The 18,054-nt window shown below is 53.2% G+C and carries 17 protein-coding genes; 4 read left to right on the forward strand and 13 right to left on the reverse strand.

All coding sequences use genetic code 11. From position 1 onward, the window contains the following. Window positions 1–99: 99 nt before the first annotated feature. From mraZ to CBE74_RS20635, 3 genes are all read right to left on the reverse strand, one after another. Complete coding sequence (mraZ, locus tag CBE74_RS20625) at window positions 100–531, reverse strand: division/cell wall cluster transcriptional repressor MraZ (RefSeq protein WP_087454276.1); 432 nt, start codon at window positions 529–531, stop codon at window positions 100–102. A gap of 523 nt (window positions 532–1,054) precedes the next feature. Then, complete coding sequence (locus CBE74_RS20630) at window positions 1,055–1,450, reverse strand: DUF3040 domain-containing protein (RefSeq protein ID WP_087454277.1); 396 nt, start codon at window positions 1,448–1,450, stop codon at window positions 1,055–1,057. A 136-nt stretch (window positions 1,451–1,586) separates the two neighbouring features. After that, entirely contained in the window at window positions 1,587–2,009 is a 423-nt protein-coding gene (locus CBE74_RS20635) for an SAV_6107 family HEPN domain-containing protein (protein ID WP_087454278.1), read from the reverse strand. 193 nt (window positions 2,010–2,202) lie between these two features. Between CBE74_RS20635 and CBE74_RS20640 the strand changes: the two genes are divergently transcribed. Continuing rightward, window positions 2,203–2,811 carry a GNAT family N-acetyltransferase gene (locus CBE74_RS20640; RefSeq protein WP_087454279.1) on the forward strand — a complete coding sequence of 203 codons (609 nt, stop codon included), beginning with the start codon at window positions 2,203–2,205 and terminating at the stop codon, window positions 2,809–2,811. Here the strand turns inward: CBE74_RS20640 and CBE74_RS20645 are convergent. Further along, window positions 2,808–3,791, reverse strand: a complete 984-nt coding sequence (locus CBE74_RS20645; protein WP_087454280.1) for a methylenetetrahydrofolate reductase — start codon at window positions 3,789–3,791, stop codon at window positions 2,808–2,810. The genes CBE74_RS20640 and CBE74_RS20645 overlap by 4 nt on opposite strands. Before the next feature lie 172 nt (window positions 3,792–3,963). Between CBE74_RS20645 and CBE74_RS20650 the strand changes: the two genes are divergently transcribed. Continuing rightward, the gene (locus CBE74_RS20650; protein WP_087454281.1) at window positions 3,964–5,142 is read left to right on the forward strand and encodes a polyprenyl synthetase family protein; all 1,179 of its coding nucleotides are present in this window, start codon (window positions 3,964–3,966) and stop codon (window positions 5,140–5,142) included. A gap of 15 nt (window positions 5,143–5,157) precedes the next feature. Beyond that, window positions 5,158–6,633, forward strand: a complete 1,476-nt coding sequence (locus CBE74_RS20655; RefSeq protein WP_134315993.1) for an alpha-(1->6)-mannopyranosyltransferase A — start codon at window positions 5,158–5,160, stop codon at window positions 6,631–6,633. Here CBE74_RS20655 and CBE74_RS20660 read toward each other — a convergent pair. Next, on the reverse strand, window positions 6,630–6,998 hold the full coding sequence (locus tag CBE74_RS20660; RefSeq protein WP_166740992.1) for an Rv2175c family DNA-binding protein: 369 nt from the start codon (window positions 6,996–6,998) through the stop codon (window positions 6,630–6,632). The two genes, CBE74_RS20655 and CBE74_RS20660, sit on opposite strands and share 4 nt — an antisense overlap. Window positions 6,999–7,088: 90 nt before the next feature. Here CBE74_RS20660 and CBE74_RS20665 point away from each other — a divergent pair, with 90 nt between their 5' ends. After that, window positions 7,089–9,368 (forward strand): PASTA domain-containing protein, encoded by a 2,280-nt coding sequence (locus CBE74_RS20665; RefSeq protein WP_166740991.1) that lies wholly within the window; start codon window positions 7,089–7,091, stop codon window positions 9,366–9,368. A gap of 104 nt (window positions 9,369–9,472) precedes the next feature. Here the strand turns inward: CBE74_RS20665 and CBE74_RS20670 are convergent, their stop codons facing one another. The 8 genes from CBE74_RS20670 to CBE74_RS20705 form a co-directional block, all read right to left on the reverse strand. After that, window positions 9,473–10,861, reverse strand: a complete 1,389-nt coding sequence (locus CBE74_RS20670; protein ID WP_087454284.1) for a class II 3-deoxy-7-phosphoheptulonate synthase — start codon at window positions 10,859–10,861, stop codon at window positions 9,473–9,475. Between the two features lie 126 nt (window positions 10,862–10,987). Further along, window positions 10,988–11,491 carry a polyadenylate-specific 3'-exoribonuclease AS gene (locus CBE74_RS20675; RefSeq protein WP_087454285.1) on the reverse strand — a complete coding sequence of 168 codons (504 nt, stop codon included), beginning with the start codon at window positions 11,489–11,491 and terminating at the stop codon, window positions 10,988–10,990. 142 nt (window positions 11,492–11,633) lie between these two features. Continuing rightward, entirely contained in the window at window positions 11,634–12,968 is a 1,335-nt protein-coding gene (locus CBE74_RS20680) for an acyltransferase family protein (protein ID WP_087454286.1), read from the reverse strand. A 230-nt stretch (window positions 12,969–13,198) separates the two neighbouring features. Then, a complete protein-coding gene (locus CBE74_RS20685) occupies window positions 13,199–13,927 on the reverse strand; it encodes a lysophospholipid acyltransferase family protein (protein WP_087454287.1) in 729 nt (242 codons plus the stop codon). Window positions 13,928–13,961: 34 nt separating this feature from the next. Beyond that, complete coding sequence (locus CBE74_RS20690; RefSeq protein ID WP_087454288.1) at window positions 13,962–14,915, reverse strand: ROK family protein; 954 nt, start codon at window positions 14,913–14,915, stop codon at window positions 13,962–13,964. 124 nt (window positions 14,916–15,039) lie between these two features. Further along, the gene (locus tag CBE74_RS20695) at window positions 15,040–16,170 is read right to left on the reverse strand and encodes a glycosyltransferase family 4 protein (protein WP_087454289.1); all 1,131 of its coding nucleotides are present in this window, start codon (window positions 16,168–16,170) and stop codon (window positions 15,040–15,042) included. A gap of 66 nt (window positions 16,171–16,236) precedes the next feature. Continuing rightward, a complete protein-coding gene (locus CBE74_RS20700) occupies window positions 16,237–17,241 on the reverse strand; it encodes a C40 family peptidase (RefSeq protein WP_087454917.1) in 1,005 nt (334 codons plus the stop codon). Window positions 17,242–17,411: 170 nt separating this feature from the next. Beyond that, a complete protein-coding gene (locus CBE74_RS20705) occupies window positions 17,412–18,038 on the reverse strand; it encodes a C40 family peptidase (RefSeq protein ID WP_087454290.1) in 627 nt (208 codons plus the stop codon). Between the last annotated feature and the right edge of the window lie 16 nt (window positions 18,039–18,054).

Genomic DNA, 18,054 nt, shown 5'->3' on the forward strand with positions numbered 1-18,054 from the left:
GAAGAACCCACTCTGATATCGGGGAAGTACACCAGAGTTTCACTTCGAGCAGAGTTCGTACGTACACTCCGCACGCCATACGATATGTAGTTATCTGACCTATAACAGACCGCCTAAGAAGTCGCCCTCAGCAGAGGAGAATGCGGCTTCAGTTTCCGCTTGGTACGCCTCCCAAGCCTCGGCATCCCAGATCTCCAAGAAATCCACGGAGCCGATCACTACGCATTGCTTTGTCAGCCCTGCATAGTCCCTATGTGCGGCTGAGAGGGTAATGCGACCTTGCCCATCCGGACGTTGTTCATCAGCACTCGCAGCTAAATTTCGAATAAACGCACGCGCCTCAGGATTTGCCCTAGAGATCGCGGCGGCCTTACGCGCACGAGCTGCAAACTCTTCACGCGGATAGACCGATAGCGAATGATCCTGCCCTTTGGTAACCATCAGGCCACCGGCAAGTTCATCTCGAAATTTTGCAGGAAGCGTCAGACGGCCTTTGTCGTCAAGTTTCGGCGTATAGGTGCCAAGAAACATTGGCTAGGCACCTGCCTTCCCGATAACGCAAGCCTCAACGTCTTTGCCAGTTCCGGGGTAGCAGAATAACCACTATCCCGTCACTGCAAACCACCTTACCCCACTTTCCCCCACTGACAACAGGCATCACTGCGTTTTTACCTTGGGAAACGTGAAAATATCGGCTTCTACCAGCTGATATAAAAGTGGAGAATTTTTCACAACACACCCAATAATCACACCAGTTCTCCCCCTTTTCACAAATCACAACACCCCATCCTTGACACAGTGACACGCTAGAAAAAACGATAAATAATCACCACAACAAGGTGAAATGCCGACTTTTATCCACGTTTAAAAAATGTAGCCAGCAACGCCACATGCCCACTTCTTCACAATATTTCCACGGGGAATGACAGACACATCTGAAAAGGTGGGGGAAAGTGGGGAACCTTGGGAGACTATACATAAGCCGCAGACAACGAGCCCCACACAGAAAAAAAGTCGGCCACCCGAGGGTGACCGACTGTCTTTTTTAAAAAAACTATTGCTCAAATCGACGACGGAAATTTTCCTCCATGCGATTGCCGATTCCGTCGGAGCGTGAAGAGCGGTTCGACTTTCCCGAGGAGCGAGTCGCCCCAAAAGACGAGACCTTCCCACCAGAAGGCGCACGAAGCATCCATATCGCACCGCCAAGCATCACGATAAAACCAGCGATAGCAAGGAGCACAAACAGTAGTGTTTGCTGGCTCAGCGCAACGCCCCCAATGAGCATTACCAATCCGATAGCAATGATCGCAATTCCCCGAAGGGTAACCATTCCGCCGGAAGGCACCAAGCCCGCATCCCTTATAGAAGCGCCAAACTTGGGGTCTTCCGCCAATAAAGAGCGTTCAATCTCTCGCAGCGCACGCTGCTCCTGCTCTGAAAGTGACACTTCGACCTCCCAAGGGACGTTTTGCTTTTTAACTAGCTACTTATGCTAACGCCAACACTAGTAGGAAAGTTCCCTCCAGATTAGGTTTTTCCCAGCTAATTCAAAACCACACAGGGAGACCTTGAAAAATAGCAGGTCAGGCCACTACAGGACCACCATGAGCACACTCAATATCGTCCAGGAAATCTGAAACAATAGATATAAGCCCCCGAACGGTTTGCGCCGAAACTTCCGTTTCCAAACCAGTAGAGACTCGCGAGCGCAACCGTGAATAACCAGCGATCTTGTCCGCCCACATGCTTTCTGCTGCCCCCACCAAGCGCAATTGCTCAATCGCGCTAGTTGGCTTACGCTTGCGAGTCGCTATTGGAGACATAGCAACCCGCGCCCCCGCAGCCCTCAACGCCGCACGATATGCATATTCCAATGCAGAGCACATGTCACCTTGGTGGGATAGCTCACCGGCCTGCACCAGATGAATATGGGCCCCGTCAAGCAGCCGCTGCGCTCCCCCGGCACGCTGCACAAAACGCGTAGTAGCCGATACGACATTCGACATGATTCCTTCCCCTTTCCCATCGGTATCCGCAGGCCATAGTCCTTTACGTTCAAGCTGAGAGAATACTATCCAGCATGTTCAACACTCACCACCCATTATAGTACTGGTGTTCGATTAAAAGCTAGGGTGAGTATTTGACAACTTTTCCCGAAAACTCCTCACGCTCACCGCAAAAAAGTGATTCCATAACATTGTGTCCATTTCCATTCAGAGTCTTTCGAGTACAGCCTTTGCATTCCATTGCCCCGACTTTGTCGATCTTTATATCGATGCGATGGGGTATAACCCGACTCTCCGCCACTCCAGAATCTCTGTGTGGCGACGAGCCGTGATGGAATCCGGGTTCACTGCCGTATGCGCAGTCGAATCGGATGAGGGCCATTCCTATACTTATGGCGATGGCATAGCCGGAGTCGCCTATGGTTTTCTCGGCAGGCGCGAGCACTGGTGGAATCGACAAGTTCGCCGAGGGATTAGAAACGCCAAGGCAACCGTCTCAGGAACGAGCGCATCCATGCCCGATCACTATTTTGAGCTCGCGGAGATCCATGTGTCCCCCACAGCTCAGGGCCAGGGCATTGGCCATAAATTACTCTCGTCGTTGCTCCGTAACGCGCAGTCAACAACAGTTTTGCTCTCCACGCCGGAAGTACCCAACGAGTCAAACGCAGCTTTTTCGCTTTATCGACGCCACGGTTTCTACGACTTACTACGCGACTTTTATTTTCAAGGCGACTCCAGGGCTTTTGCCATCCTCCGGGCAGAGCTCGGCAAAGAGCACAAAGTGCTCAACGTCGGTTAACGCACTGCGTCATGCCCATGATCGGTTCCCCACGCAGGAGCCATACCTAAGTTATGTAGGACTTCCTGGGTAGCCCGCACATAGTTCATCGTCATGAAGTGAATGTCAGGCACTCCCTCAGCAATAAGTTTCTCCGCCATCTGAGTTGTCAGCTCGATCCCAACTTTACGTATGTCTTCTTTATGGGATTCTTCATCCCTCTTGGCGGCGTCGAGAAGCTGTTTTTCCAGCTCGCGTGGCAAAGAAGCACCGGCTAGCTCCATCTGCCGTCGAACAGAACGAATACTTGTTATCGGCATAAGGCCAGGAATAATAGGTTTGCAACCATGCTCAGGGTCCGCTTTGGCTAGGCGATCACGGAGCCGAAGAAAATGCTCGATGTCAAAGAACATCTGGGTGATGGAAAAGTCAGCCCCGGCGCGCAGTTTCTGCAACGTGAACTCTGTATCTGCGTCCAACGACGGCGCTCGATAATGACCTTCCGGGAAACTCGCAATGCCCACTTGAAAATGTGATGTTTTCGGGTTCTTCTTGGTGAGCTCAATGAGTTCACTGGCATATTCCAGGCCTCCGGGAGTGGCAACCCACTCCGCCATGGGATTAGTTCCGGGAGGATCACCTCTGAGCGCAAGAAGGTTGGACAGGCCATGCGCAGCATAATCATCCAGAATCTCTACCAATTCGGCTTCTGTATGCTCCACCAGGGTTAAGTGAACGAGCGTTGTAAGCGGAAGTTTGGATAGCTTATGGGCTACGCGCATCGTGCGTTCCCTGCTCGACCCACCGGCCCCGTAGGTTACGGAGACAAAAGCTGTTCCTAAATCATGGAATGCCTCAGCTGCTTTCCACAGTCTTTGTTCCGCCGATGTATCCCGAGGTGGCATAAACTCCACAGAAAATGGGACCCGACCAGGACTAGGCATCTTAAGTACCTCAGTGATGGAACGCTGATAGGCAGCGGGGATATGCGAAGCAGACATGACTCGGTATCTTAAAGGGTGAGAAACAAAATCTTCGCGTTTCGAGGGTACATCGACCTGTTTTATTCACTCTTTGTGTACAAGGTGAGGGGTACATTCGGATATCCCCTTGTTCTCGACTTTCCTAGTGGCGCGCCAGCAGATGTGCCACTTAGATATAGGCTTGAGCGATATGCACCACTTCCGAGACGCGCACGCCGCATCTCCTGTAAGAGAAAAGGATCCCGCTACAGTGTCTCGTTCCACTCCGTCTCCTCAATTCGATGCACGTTCCTTAACTTTCTCCGAAATCGAACCGGCTGTGGGACAAAAACTGCGCGAATTTTTCCAAGGACGCTCCCACAAAATCTCCGTCATCGGCGAGCCAGTATCTCGCGTGGTGACTTATCTGGAAGATTTTGTCTTAGGCGGCGGCAAGCGGATTCGCCCGAGCTATGCATGGGCCGGTTTTTTGGCGGGTAACGGACTGGAAGGCGCAGAAGATCCGGAAGCCGTATTGGCGTCGATAAGCTCTCTCGAACTCATCCAGGCCTGCGCTTTAATCCACGACGACATCATCGATGCCTCCGATTCGCGTCGCGGACGGCCGACTGTTCACCGAACCGCGGAGGCTCGTCATAGGGATAGCGCTTGGAATGGCGACTCTGCGCACTTCGGCGAGTCGATTGCAATCTTGCTTGGCGATCTTGCTTTTGCTTGGGCAGACGATATGTTTAGGACTTCTGGGCTAAGCGATGCAGCTATCGCCAGGACTTCTAATGCCTGGCGAGGTATGCGCACAGAAGTTATTGGCGGACAGCTCCTGGATGTCTTCCTAGAGTCTGCGGGAAGCGAAAGCATCGAACTTGCAGAAAACGTCAATCGCTTTAAAACTGCGGCCTATACGATTGAACGCCCATTACACATCGGCGCTGCTATAGCCGGTGCCGATGAAAATATTGTGCGTGCACTCCGCGATTACGGAAGAGACATCGGCGTGGCATACCAGCTTCGCGACGATCTACTCGGTGTATTTGGTAACCCCGAGGTCACGGGGAAACCAGCAGGCGATGACCTGCGCGAGGGCAAGCGCACTGTTCTCGTGGCCAAGGCTCTAGAGCTTGCGCATGCCACGGATAACGCAGATGCCGTGGAAGCCATCCGAAAAGGCGTAGGAACGGTTACCGAGCCACATGATATTGCGCGCTTGGCCGATACGATTCGGCAAACTGGCGCAGAAGCTGGCGTGGAAAAGCGCATTGACGAGCTCGCAGAACGGGGAATTTCTCACCTTTGTACTGCAGATATCAGTGACGACGCACGCAACATACTCGTATCTTTGGCTCATAAAGCCACAGCCCGCTCAATGTAATTCTGCGTGACAACAATGACTCTTGTGTTAACAAAGCTCTATTCGCTTTCCCCAGTCCGAACAGGCCTGATAGCCACGGTCTTAATCACTCTAGGTTCTTTTGGCGGCGGCGCCATCCGAAACCGCGGCGGGCTGTTGGACATCCTCAACCTGGAATTTTTGTCTTATGGCCACGGCGCTGGTTTTTCCAATATCACGCTGTGGATCGGCTCTGCGCTCTTTGTCGTGGCGTGGTTCCTACTCGGACGACGCGTCGTCGCGGGCCATGCGACAGTCCAGGAAGTAACCCGAACGCTGTCTTTGTGGATTATTCCCCTTGCACTTGCCGCCCCCATCATGTCTCGGGACATCTATTCCTATTTGATGCAAGGCACGCTGCTTCGCGACGGCTTCGACGCCTATACCCAAGGAGCATCCGCCAACCCCAGCCCTATCCTTTACGAGGTCTCGCACGATTGGCGAAACACCACCACTCCTTATGGTCCACTCCATTTATGGATTAGTGAAGGCATAGTGCGGCTATGCGGCAATCACATCGCTTACGGGATTTTTTGTTTTAAAGCGCTGTCGATCCTCGGTTTTATGGGGATCATGTGGGCTATTCCTAAAATAGCTCTCGCCCTGGGCAGTAATCCTGCAATGACGCAATGGTTGGGAGTAGCTAGCCCAGTGATGGTTTTTCATCTCATCGGGGGTATGCACAATGAGGCAATCATGGTGGGCTTGGTCAGCATCGGCTTAGTGCTGGCACTGCGTAAATCAGTAATGAATTATCTCTGTGCCATCGCTATCATCGCAATTGCTATGTCCTTGAAGGCGACTGCCGCACTCGCGCTTCCCTTCGTGGTCTGGATAGCTGTTGCTCATGTTCCGGGCTCATGGAAAACAAAAACGCGCGTTTTCCTCGCAGCTGGAATCGTCGGTGCACTAGAGACTCTCGCCGTCTTAGCCGCGGTAACCTGGGCCTCAGGGGCTTCCTGGGGTTGGATTGCGGCACTGAGCGGCAACACCAAGGTTATTAACCCGCTCGCCTTTCCCTCCCTCGTAGCCACTGCGATTTCTAGCGTGGGAAGCCTGTGGATTGACCCGTTCCCCTTCAACGCTGTTGTGGGTGTGTTACGCGTACTCTCCATGATTCTCATGGCCCTGGGGCTTGTAATCTGCTGGTGGGTTTTCCGGAAAACTCACCGCGATGCCATCCGTGGCACAGCCTCCGCATACGCCGTCGCATTCTTTTTCAACGCAGTAACCCTCCCCTGGTACTACGCAAGCGTGCTTTCCCTCATCGGTACGTTCACGCCGCCGCTGTGGTTAAAGAAAATAACCGTGGGAGGTTCTATCGTTGTAGCAATGGCATTCACAGGAAGCGGAAACCACCAGCTGTACAATCCGGTGTGGATGGTAGCCACGGTAATCGCAGGCTGGTGGATGACCCGCTCAATTTTTGAGGCCGCCGTTGACGACGACGCTCTGAGTGCTAAGGCCGTCTAAAATGCCGCTGCCTGTGCGCGACGCATGACTTCACGGGCAAGGTGTCCGTGAAGGGCGTCGACAGGCCGCCCTGGCAAGGTTTCATCCTCTGTGAACAGGTACTGGAAGATCTCCTCGTCGGTAAAGCCGCCGTCGGAAAGCAACGCAATGACTCCAGGAACAAACTTATTAGTGGTTCCTTTCACAGAGAGGAAAGCTTCGGGAATCTTGCGCACACCGTTGTCATAAACACCGATGAGTTTGTGCTCACCGAGAAGATCAAAAACTCTGGTTACAGGTAGTCCCAAACGTTCCGCATAATCGGGGACGGTAAGAAGGGGCTCGTTGTCTGGCAAGGCGCTACGTGACACGTTGTTGTTACTCACCCTTGTTAATCTAGCTTGTCTGCTGGAACTGCGCGATAAATAGTGCGGCGAGTTAGCAAAGGCAGGTACACGTCGTCCATACTGTTTATCATGGCAGAGTTGATAGTAGGCGATGTTCTGGAGAATCGATACCGCATTGAGGCCCCCATCGCGCGCGGCGGCATGTCCACAGTTTATCGCTGTTTAGACCTACGTTTGGAGCGCCACGTCGCTGCAAAAGTGATGGATGCCCGGTATATCGACGATCCTGTATTTCGCCAGCGCTTCCAGCGTGAAGCGCGCTCTATGGCACAGCTTTCCCACCCATGCTTAGTGGGAGTATACGATTTCTCCTCCGATGGCGATCAAGTCTTTTTGATCATGGAGCTCATAACAGGTGGCACTCTGCGTGAGCTGCTTGCAGAACGCGGCCCCATGCCTGCTCATGCAGCGGCAGCCGTTATGCACTCTGTTCTTACCGGTTTGTCCGTTGCGCACAAAGCAGGAATGGTGCACCGGGATATCAAACCCGACAACGTTCTTATCAATGGCGATCATCAGGTAAAACTTGCAGACTTTGGACTTGTCCGGGCTGCGTCGGCAAGCCAAGCAACCTCTGCAAGCATTATCGGCACGGTCTCCTACTTATCCCCTGAACAAGTTTCTGGTGACGATATTGGCCCCGCCAGCGATGTATATTCGGCCGGTATTTTGCTCTACGAATTACTTACTGGCACCACGCCGTTTAGCGGCGACACGCAAATCGCCCACGCGTATTCACGTCTCGATCGCACGGTCCCCGCGCCAAGCGACGTCATTGACGGCATTCCCCCGCTTTTCGACGCCCTCGTCGCCTCAGCCACCACGCTAAGCCCGCACGATCGCTTTACCGATGCCGACGAGTTCCTCACGGCACTCGATGACGTTACTGCTGAACTCCAGCTTCCAGCTTTCAAAGTTCCCGTCCCCGCTAACGCCGCAGCCCACCGCGCCTCCGAAAATATCAACGGGGCACTCAGCGCTACGGATCTACTCACCACAGATATTCCCAGGGATGCAACTGAGCTCATCGACGATGCCCCGGACCAAGGATTGTTCCCGCACTCGCAGTACCCGACCACGCAGGAAACATCCGTCTTCCCGGCGACAGAAGCTGCCGCAGAGACTCAGATCTTTCCCCACGAAGGAATAGTCGAAGCTGCGCGCCCCACCCCCAGTATGGCGCCCGATCCCTATGCTGCAGCAGCGCCTGCTGTTCCTGAGGCTATTCCCCCAGTGCCAGGAGAAGAACCGCCCGCGGAACCTCCAATAACTAACAGGTCAAAGGCAAGTTTTATCATTTGGCTTGTCCTTGTCCTTGTAGTAACGGCATCCGTGGCAGTCGGTGGTTGGTGGTTTGGCTCCGGACGATACGGAGAAGTTCCTCAGGTACTCGGAATGAGCCAGATAGAGGCAACTGCGTTAGCTCAGGATGCGGGCTTTAGCACAACCACGTCCCCCGTCTATAGCGATGATATTCCAGCTGATTTAGTCGCGGGAGCCGTACCAGAGATCGGACATCGAGCAGTAAAAGGCAACGAGATTACCCTTTTGGTATCCCAAGGAAAGCCCACCGTCCCTTCTATTCCAAGCAGCCACGATATTGCGGAAGTCCGCTCGCTTTTAGAGGAACGCTCCTTATCCTATTCAGAGGCACCGCCAGAATATTCTGATGACGTTCCCGAAGGAAAAGTTGTTTCCTTAAAACCAGAACCGGGAACCACAGTCCGCGTGGGCTCAGAAGTAGCCGTTGCACTATCCCGAGGTCCCGCCCCTGTTAATGTTCCCAATGTCGCAGAAATGTCTGAACAATCAGCACGCGAGCAACTGGAAAAGCTTGGCCTCAAAGTGAATATCACCGAGGAATTTAACTCAGAAATACGCGGTGGAGATGCCATCGGGACGCTACCTGAGGCCGGCACCACCCTGCCCCGTGGCACTACTGCCACTCTTCGGGTCTCAACGGCCGTGGAGATTCCTGACGTGCGTGGAAAATCCAAGCAAGAAGCCACCAGCGAGCTCGCTGCTGCCGGAATCAGAGTAAGTAGTGTCACGCGATCGGAGTCGGAATCCGGCAACTCTGCGGACGAAATTACCTCCATCATGCCGCCGTCCGGCAGTCTCATTGACCCCGCGCGTACCACCGTGGATCTTGTTCTTGCCGGCGAGGTCAACGTTCCTTCCGTCGTGGGAAAGAAATACTCCGAGGCTAAGAAGATTCTTGAAGAAGCTGGTTTTACGGTCAAAGGCACCGGGGCTAAGAAACCTTCCTCCCGCGTCTATTGGCAATCCCCCACGGGAGGTCGAGAAATCCCTGGAGCCGAGATCAAGCTACGAACAATAGGTTCCTAGTAGGGAAACAAAATGCCTCGATTTCTTGAGCTAGTTCACTAACTAAGAAAGCGAGGCATTTTTAGATCATATTAGCTGTGACTGCGCGACCAGCGCAGCAGTTCTTAGTTCCGCAGCATCTCTGCGACGAGGAAGGATAGCTCCAGCGATTGCTGGGTGTTAAGACGTGGATCGCAGGCAGACTCATAGCGTCCGGGCAGATCCACATCCGTGATGTCTTCTGCACCGCCAAGGCACTCAGTGACGTTTTCACCAGTAAGTTCAATGTGAATTCCGCCTGGGTGTGTACCGAGCGCACGATGAACCTCAAAGAAACCTTGAACCTCATCAATCACCTTGTCAAAGTGACGAGTCTTATAGCCGTTGGAAGAGGTAAAGGTATTCCCGTGCATCGGGTCCGACTGCCAGATCACTTTGTGTCCGGAGTCCTCAACAGCCCGGACGATGCCCGGCAAGACGGAACGAACTTTGTCATGCCCCATACGTGCAACCATGGTGAGGCGACCCGGTTCAAAATTCGGATCCAGCTTATCCGCATAAGCCACGGCCTCTTCAGGCGTACAGGTAGGACCGATCTTGATGCCGATGGGGTTGGCGATCATTGCCGCGAAATTAACATGGAAGTCTTCGATGCCACGCGTACGCTCGCCGATCCATAGTTGATGTGCAGAGAGATCGTAAAGCTCTGTTTCTCCCTCTTCGTTTTCCGCCAGGCGCAGCAGGGCACGCTCATAGTCCACGACGAGAGCCTCATGGGAACAGAAAATATCTGCGGAATGCAGCGTGTTATCCGTAACGCCGCAGGCGTTCATAAAACGCAATCCCCGCTCAATCTCCTGAGCCAACGCCTCATAGCGCGCTCCAGCAGGAGAACTGGCAACGAACTGCCTATTCCAGCCCGTCAAACGATGCAGATCAGCGGTGCCCGATGAGGTTAATGCGCGAACCAAGTTCATGGCAGCAGAGGAGTTAGCGTAAGCGCGGATCATACGTGCGGGATCGTGCTTACGGGCTTCTTCGGTCGCTTCCACCCCGTTAACGATGTCCCCGCGGTAGTTGGGCAGACCGTTCTCATCGAGATTGGATGAGCGTGGTTTAGCGTATTGTCCCGCAATACGAGCCATTTTAATAACCGGCGTGGAGGCACCGTAGGTAAGCACAACTGCCATCTGCAGAAGTGTCTTAATGTTGGCACGAATATGCGGTTCCGTGTTGGACTCAAACGTTTCGGCGCAGTCCCCACCCTGGAGTAGGAAGGCTTTGCCGTTGGCAACGTCGGCAAGCAACTTCTTGAGCTCGCGGACCTCCGGCGCAACCACGATAGGGGGCACCGATTCTAGGATCTTGCGAACGTTCTTGGCGGTTTTCGTGTCCCAAATTGGCTGCTGCTTTGCGTCACGAGCGATGACGTCTTCAAATCGCTGTTGCAATCCATCCGGCAACGGCGGAAGATCTGGCAAAACGTCTTTAGGAATGTCTACTGTCCAACTCACACTCTTATGTTTAGCACGTCACCGTTAAAATCAGCGCGTCGGCGGAACATAAAATTCTATACTTGGACATTTTATGCAGAAATCGCGCTTCGTCGAGAGTGGAAAACAGGGTAAAAACAGGCCAGCTTATACTCGATTCTTCTTATCGATCGGCAGACGCATCGCGCACACCTTGAATTTCTGCAGGTTATGCCGCGCATCGACGAGAGCGTCATGGTTTCCGTCAGGCGCTTTAGGCAACGCAGGCTGTCCGGCGAATTCCCAATATTGTTTAAGCTCATGCGTAAAACGGGGGATCTTTCGCGGTAGCCCCGTCATATCACCCCAAAGCTGGGCAAGTACCACGTGATCGTACGCGCCTACCCACGCCCACAGCTCAGGATGTGAGTCTGCGGATAAAAGAAACTCCACGATATCATCACGGATCTGCGCGTTAGTCTTCCATAGTTCACTCGAAGGATTTGGCAGTTTGTTTAACACATTCTCCCGAACCCATTTCCCCGCCTTGGAGTGATCAGCATCGGTAGACACTGCATAGTACTCTCGCCCGTCCTCATCGACAATGCCGATCGAGACAAGTTCGATACTGCGGCCGTCTTCAATGAACTCGGTGTCATAAAAATACCTCATCCGACCTTGCCTCACTGCGATAAAATCAACGGTTTTTTGTCATGCGTCTCACAGAGGCAAAGAAAGCCCCAGCGCACATTATCTGTCAATTAATCACCACAGTAATAAACCACCATGCATCGGCCATGCATCGCCCCCTAGCTTAAGTCTTAGCCGCTACGGGTGTTTGCTTTGCGACGCCCGCCTGGCGGGGAACCAACCCGCGTGGCGCGATGGAACGCCCAATGAGGGGAAGACGCGACAAAAGCTCCATCGCTGCAGCTCCGGCGATCGTAAAACCGATGCACAGCAAAACCCACACCTCAGAAGACCCTAGGAGAGTATCGCTATACAGCTCGATCCCCTCCTCGCGATAGCGGAAGAAATATCCGAAGAGCAGAGTCAACACGATGGGATGGCTCAGATAGATAACCAATGTATGCCGACCAATCCACTGCAGTCCCTCCCCTACTAATGAGACCTTAGAGAGCAGAACCGCACATACGATAGCAGCGGGCAAATACAACAGATGCGTGAGCGTAAGCAGGGAAAGCTCCCAGACTTCTGACACCGACACATGCGATATTTCGCGGCTCAAGAGCCGCGTCCCGCACGCCACTGCAAGCTCTACGGGTTTAAGAGCATTCTCCGCATAGCGCTCAATCAAGGGTCGTGCATAAGCGCCTATCAAGAAGCACGGAAGATACGCCACGACTTTTTCTGTCATGGGAGTTTCCGGAGCTATCGGCGCACACACGATAATGGCGAGTGGGATAAACCAACGCAACCACAGATGCAGGAACTTTGTACTCCACAGCGCGATAGTAAAGAAGAACAGGGAGTGGAGGAACCAATACATATTTTCAGAAGTCCACAAGGCTTCCACGTAGAAGTCCTGGTCCGGGAGAGGCTCATCCCAAAACACAAAAAACTCTATCCGCTTGGCAAATAACTCCAGTGGAGTCCACAGCACGTAGGGAACCAAAAGGAACCACAGGCGATGTACAAATAGCTCCGCAAAGCTAAACCGGAATACTTTGATGGAGAAAAAACCGCTTACCAGAAAAAATAACGGCATCCGAAGAGGCGCAATAAGTTCATTTACCTGCGCCGCCGCCGTGTACATCCCATCAGGAACAGACAAACAAATGTGGAGCAGCACCACCCCGATGATCGACAACCCTTTGGCCACATCGGGCCATGCCATGCGCGGTTTCTTCTGAGCTGTTGCCGGCACCGTTGCTGGCGGTGCTGCTGCCGGGATCGCCAAAGACTTCTGAGGCTCAGTGACCACTGTAAGGTGCATTCGAGTAGCTTCGTGGGCTTTTTCCTCTAAAGACACGACGTCGCTAGACCTGTAGAGAGGGCGCTCGCATCGAAAATCCCGCATTCTGCAGGCAGCGTTCTTGCTCTTGTTTGCTTGCGTCTTCTTTTTTCCAGGGAGTCTCACACTAGAGGGAAAGCGAAAAACACGCGGCTTTACTACTCGCCGATCCATTATGCTCCCTCTACAGGCTGTCGCCTTACTCGTTTTCTTGCTATACAAAGCAAAGCGCCGGCCTAAAACCGGCTGCACTGTCTTTGAATTGACCGCCCTATGCTTTGCTTGTCAACGAGCCCATTCCACTGTTGCAGAATGTTCGAGCTCTGGACATAGGCACATAGCCATGCGAAATGACCATAAGCCTAGTTGATCACCAGAGCAGCTAAAACTAAGGGCACCCAAATTTACTCCGCGCCCGCGGGATATCCTTTGTCCTCTTCAAGGGATTTTTTTACATCCGTTGCGTACATGTCCACATACGGCTGGCCACTCAAACACGAAAGCTCATGCATCACATAATCAGTGAGTGCACGATATGCCTCGTGAGATTCTGGGTCCAGCCCCCGCTTCGCAGCAAATTCAGAGGGAATGATCGGATCGCCTATCTTCATCCGAACCTTATAAGGACGTGGTATCCACGAGCCGATCGGATTAGCCTCACGGCTTCCAATCATGGCGACGGGAATCACCGGATCATTGGTGGTAAACGCGATCCGGGCCATTCCCGTCCGCCCTTTATAAACCCGCCCATCAGGTGAGCGCGTACCTTCAGGATAAATCCCGAACACGTCTCCCCGCCCCAAGATCTCACGAGCCGTACTGATCAATTCCACAGCAGCAGTCGGAGAGTTTCTATCAATAGGAACCTGGCCTACAGAAGTAAAAAACCACTTTTGCAACCGGCCGATGCACCCCGAGGAAGTAAAATACTCGCTCTTTGCCGGAAAAGTGATCTGACGACTACACACCAAAGGAAAATAGAAAGAATCCAGAACCGACTGATGGTTCGAGGCTAGAATCGCTGCTCCCGACGAAGGGATTTTATCTACTCCTTCAACCTCGGGCCGATTATACAGGCGCAGAATAGGACCTAGCAGGATGTGCTTGAAGGTCCAGTACCACTTGTTGTGCATCAGGGAATCCTTGAATATCAGAGAGCGAGGGCGATCAGACCAATTGGCGAGCCAAATCAGATACCCCGATCATACCCGCATCTCCGCCTAGCTTCGCACACGAAACTTTGGGAAGGGGGCGGTATCCTGCCCCCACCATAGATGCAGCCATCGTCTCCACGGCAGTATCAATATAAAGTGCGCTTGCAGTGGATACTCCCCCACCGATCACGATAAGACCAGGATCAAGGACATCCGCCACCACTGAGAGGGCGCGCCCCATCCATTGCGCAAAATCTTCCACTACAGCACACGCCAGCTGATCACCGTCACCAGCTGCAGCCATAATGCGCTTACCGCTTAGGGAACCGTTGGCTAGGTCGTCGATAAGCACGGAATCGGTTGCCTTGCCCGCCGCGATCATTTCACGAGCAGTAGTTTCCAAAGCCGTTCCTGAGCAATAGCGCTCAAGGCATCCCCGCTTGCCGCAAGAGCACGCTCGGCCCCCTGGCACCACAGTGAGGTGGCCGAACTCCGGCGCCGTGCCAAACGCCCCACGATAAATTTCTCCTTGATGCATAAGGGTTGCACCAATTCCCGTTCCTACTGCAAAGAGGACCCAGTTATATGCCCCCTGTGCGGCACCAAACCGGTATTCTCCCCATGCTGCCGAATTTGCGTCGTGTTCAAGCCGGACAGGTAAGCCTAGAGCTTCCGAAAGCTCTGCGCGGACAGCCCGATCTCGCCACGGAAGATGCGGAGCAAAACGAACGACCTCACAATCAGGGTCCAAAAAACCAGCTACCGCGAGCCCCACTGCGGAGACATCATGCCGCTGCCGCAGGTTATCTACGAGCCCGATAATGCCCGATTCAAGCAGTTCAGGAGTCGATGGCGTAGGAACCGACATAGAGTTAATGATTTGACCATCCGAAGTCACCGCCGCCGCCCGCATGTTAGTGCCACCAATATCAAAGCCCACGGTGACTGCGTCGGATCTTTCAGACATATCTCGCCTCAACTGTCCTCGACTTTTTGGAAAACGCGCACTCTATGCGGCCACGCACTATGGAAGCGCACAAAGCATAACTAACAGAGTATAGCGAGCCGCCACCCCAATATCACATTTACGCTTATAGCAATGCGCGTAGTCTCCGCCCCATAATCTCCCAACTCCATTGCTCTTTCACGTGCTGCCGCCCTTTGCCTGCCATAGCTTGTCGGCGCTCCCCGCCCATTGCTACAAGAGAGTTCACGGCAAGAGCCACCGCCGCCGCACTATGCCCATCCACAACCACACCACCCCCAGGAGCGATCGTCTCCGGTGCGCCACCAGAGTCCCCAGCAATGACCGGCACGCCGCACGCCTGGGCCTCCAAGAAGACGATCCCTAGCCCCTCGACATCAAGCCCGCGCCCCCGCGTTCGACACGGCATAGCAAAGAGATCACAGGCCTGAAGAATCTCCACCATGCATTCCTCAGAGACTCTGCCCATAAAAGCTACGTAATCTGTTACCCCATGCCTTTCCGCTAGTTCCACTAGTTTAGTTTCATACGGCCCCCCGCCCACGAGCACCAGCCGAACCGACTGGCCTCCGCTAAGTATCTCAGGAAGAGCCTCGATGAGCCGGTCTTGCCCTTTCCTAGGAACTAAACGAGAAATACATGCGATAACAAACTCATCCTCGCCCCACCTCAGTTCCTCACGGATACGCGCCCTTACACCGTTTTCTACCGGATGAAAGCGCTCCACATCCACACCTGAAGGAAGATGCGCAAACTCAACGTGAGAACCAAAGGCCCCTCGGATACGACCAAGCGTGAATTCAGAGATATACGTGACTACGTCACTGTATCGACCGATGCGCCTCAATAGCTGGCGTGCTATCGGTAACATTGCCCAGCCCACCTCATGCCCATGAGTCGACGCAACAACCCGACGCGCGCCGGCTTTCTTAGCTCTTCCGCCAAGAAGCCCTAATGGAGCGGCCGCACCAAACCACACGGTGTCTATCTGTTCCTTCTCTATAATCTCTGCCATTCGACGAGCCGTAGCAGGGATAGGAAGCATAATCTTGTGCGGCCAGCGATACACCACATAAGGCAGAGACGCATCATAAGCCTCCACAGCAGCGGCATCCTGCGTAGAAGCGAACACAACCACATCCTGTGGCTCCAGCTCATCCAAGTAGTCACGAATGTACGACTGGATTCCGCCAAGCGTCGGCGGAAAATCATTAGTAACTAAGAGCACCCGGGTCATGCTTTGATTCTCCCATGAATAGTGAGAGCCCGACGATCATTGATCGTCGGGCATGCACTGCGAAGATTAGTAACGGCGAGCTCCATAGAAAGGCATTGAGTCAACAGGCACGACCTGAACTGGAATGCCATAATCCGACGCATGCACGAGCATGCCGTTGCCTGCATAGATTCCCACGTGCGTGGCACCAGGATAATATCCGACGACGTCTCCCGGTTGTAGCTCACTACGAGAAACAGGAGTTCCACCAGCCATTTGCGCCTGGGACGTTCGTGGAAGCGACTTGCCCTGCTGCTGGTAAGACCAATACACCAATCCAGAGCAATCAAATTGCGACGGTCCTACCGCACCCCACCCATAGGGCGAACCGAGTTTAGTCATCGCCGCCTGCAGAGCACCCATCCCCTCGGGGTTGGAACCGACAACTCCATCGAGCGAATATGCTACAGGGCCATTCTTAGCTTCCCACCGCGCCCTATCTTCGCGACTGAGACTTTCTACCTGTTTACGGAGATCTTCAGTCTTGGTCTTGAGCGCTTCTTGCTCTTTGAGTAAAACCCCGTGCTGTCTTTCAAGCTCAGCTTGCTTAAACTTCGCTTCAGCAATCGCACGAGTAACAGATCCTCGCTTGACTGCAGAGTTTTCTGTTGCTTTAGACAACTCGCCTAAAGCTGCCTGTGCATTCCTCGTGAGAACCGACATATACGCGGCACGGTCAATAGCGTTCTGGGGATTTTCTGCAGAAACAGCATTAGTTAATGGATCAATAACAGCGCCACGATATTTTGAAGCCGCCAGACGATTGATCTCACTGCGATAGACGTCTTCTTTAGCCTTCGCCTCGTCCGCTTCCTGGGTAGCTCGATCAACATCAGATTGAAGATTCCGCAAAGACTCTTCCCCTGCCGTTAAATCAAGCTCCAGCTGTTTCACCGCCTCATTCTTGGCGTTTGCATCTTGGGAAATAGCTTCCATCGAGCTAATGAGTGATTCGACATCGTCTGCAAAAACAGCCGGCGCCAAAGATCCACCTACAGAAACCATGACCAGCAAAGGTGCAACGAAAAGCATTCGGCGCGTTTTTTTCACTGTTTTCCCCATAATGTCTAGCTAGATGAACACAACAACTATATAGCCCACACAGCAAAAAACAAGCATTGCCCTGCATAACTGTAAGCAAAGTGAAAATAGTGAAGGTCCGGCATGCACAGCCGAACCTTCACTATTAATCATCGGTCTATTTAGTACCGAACTGCGTTGTAATAAGGCATGTAATCGATGGGAGACTCAGAAAGCGGAGTTCCTTCAGTCAAGGCATGAATAACAGTGCCATTGCCGGTATAGATTCCAACGTGGGAAGCGCCAGAGTAGAAAGCGATAATGTCGCCAGGCTGAAGATCCTGTCGAGCAACCTTTGTTCCACCTGCAGCCTGTGCGTAGGAAGTACGAGGGATGGACTTGCCGATCTGCGCGTATGCCCATGAGGTCAAACCAGAGCAGTCGAAAGCGCTAGGACCTGCAGCACCCCAGACGTAAGGGGAACCAATCTTGGAACGTGCAGCATCAACCACGGCCTGGCCGGAAGAAGTTGCCGGAGAAGAGCTGATGGTAGGAACATTTACCAGTGCAGAGTAGTTAGCGTTCCCACCCTGTCCCTGCAGAGAAGGAATCCACTGATCGCTACCCGGAACGTTTGCAATGCCAGGTACATTTTCAATTCCCTGAACCTCAAACTTGATTCCTGTGTTAGGAACTACAACCTCAGCGGCATGTGCCTGTCCGGTAAGAGTTGCGGTGGCACCCACCACGACAGCAGAAGCTGCTGCATTACGTGCGGTGTTCTGATTGCTGCGACGGTGCTTAGCCACGAAAGAAACTCCAAAT

It is taken from the genome of Corynebacterium silvaticum, assembly GCF_002162115.2.
Taxonomy (GTDB): Bacteria; Actinomycetota; Actinomycetes; order Mycobacteriales; family Mycobacteriaceae; genus Corynebacterium; species Corynebacterium silvaticum.

Bases quoted from the DNA above. Each gene is read 5' to 3' on its own strand.
- CBE74_RS20690 (WP_087454288.1), bottom strand. From the start codon at position 14,915: ATGTCTGAAAGATCCGACGCAGTCACCGTGGGCTTTGATATTGGTGGC.
- CBE74_RS20695 (WP_087454289.1), bottom strand. From the start codon at position 16,170: ATGACCCGGGTGCTCTTAGTTACTAATGATTTTCCGCCGACGCTTGGC.
- CBE74_RS20635 (WP_087454278.1), bottom strand. From the start codon at position 2,009: ATGTCGAATGTCGTATCGGCTACTACGCGTTTTGTGCAGCGTGCCGGG.
- CBE74_RS20650 (WP_087454281.1), top strand. From the start codon at position 3,964: ATGCACCACTTCCGAGACGCGCACGCCGCATCTCCTGTAAGAGAAAAG.
- CBE74_RS20655 (WP_134315993.1), top strand. From the start codon at position 5,158: ATGACTCTTGTGTTAACAAAGCTCTATTCGCTTTCCCCAGTCCGAACA.
- CBE74_RS20680 (WP_087454286.1), bottom strand. From the start codon at position 12,968: ATGGATCGGCGAGTAGTAAAGCCGCGTGTTTTTCGCTTTCCCTCTAGT.
- mraZ (WP_087454276.1), bottom strand. From the start codon at position 531: ATGTTTCTTGGCACCTATACGCCGAAACTTGACGACAAAGGCCGTCTG.
- CBE74_RS20675 (WP_087454285.1), bottom strand. From the start codon at position 11,491: ATGAGGTATTTTTATGACACCGAGTTCATTGAAGACGGCCGCAGTATC.
- CBE74_RS20685 (WP_087454287.1), bottom strand. From the start codon at position 13,927: ATGCACAACAAGTGGTACTGGACCTTCAAGCACATCCTGCTAGGTCCT.
- CBE74_RS20700 (WP_087454917.1), bottom strand. From the start codon at position 17,241: ATGCTTTTCGTTGCACCTTTGCTGGTCATGGTTTCTGTAGGTGGATCT.
- CBE74_RS20645 (WP_087454280.1), bottom strand. From the start codon at position 3,791: ATGTCTGCTTCGCATATCCCCGCTGCCTATCAGCGTTCCATCACTGAG.
- CBE74_RS20665 (WP_166740991.1), top strand. From the start codon at position 7,089: ATGGCAGAGTTGATAGTAGGCGATGTTCTGGAGAATCGATACCGCATT.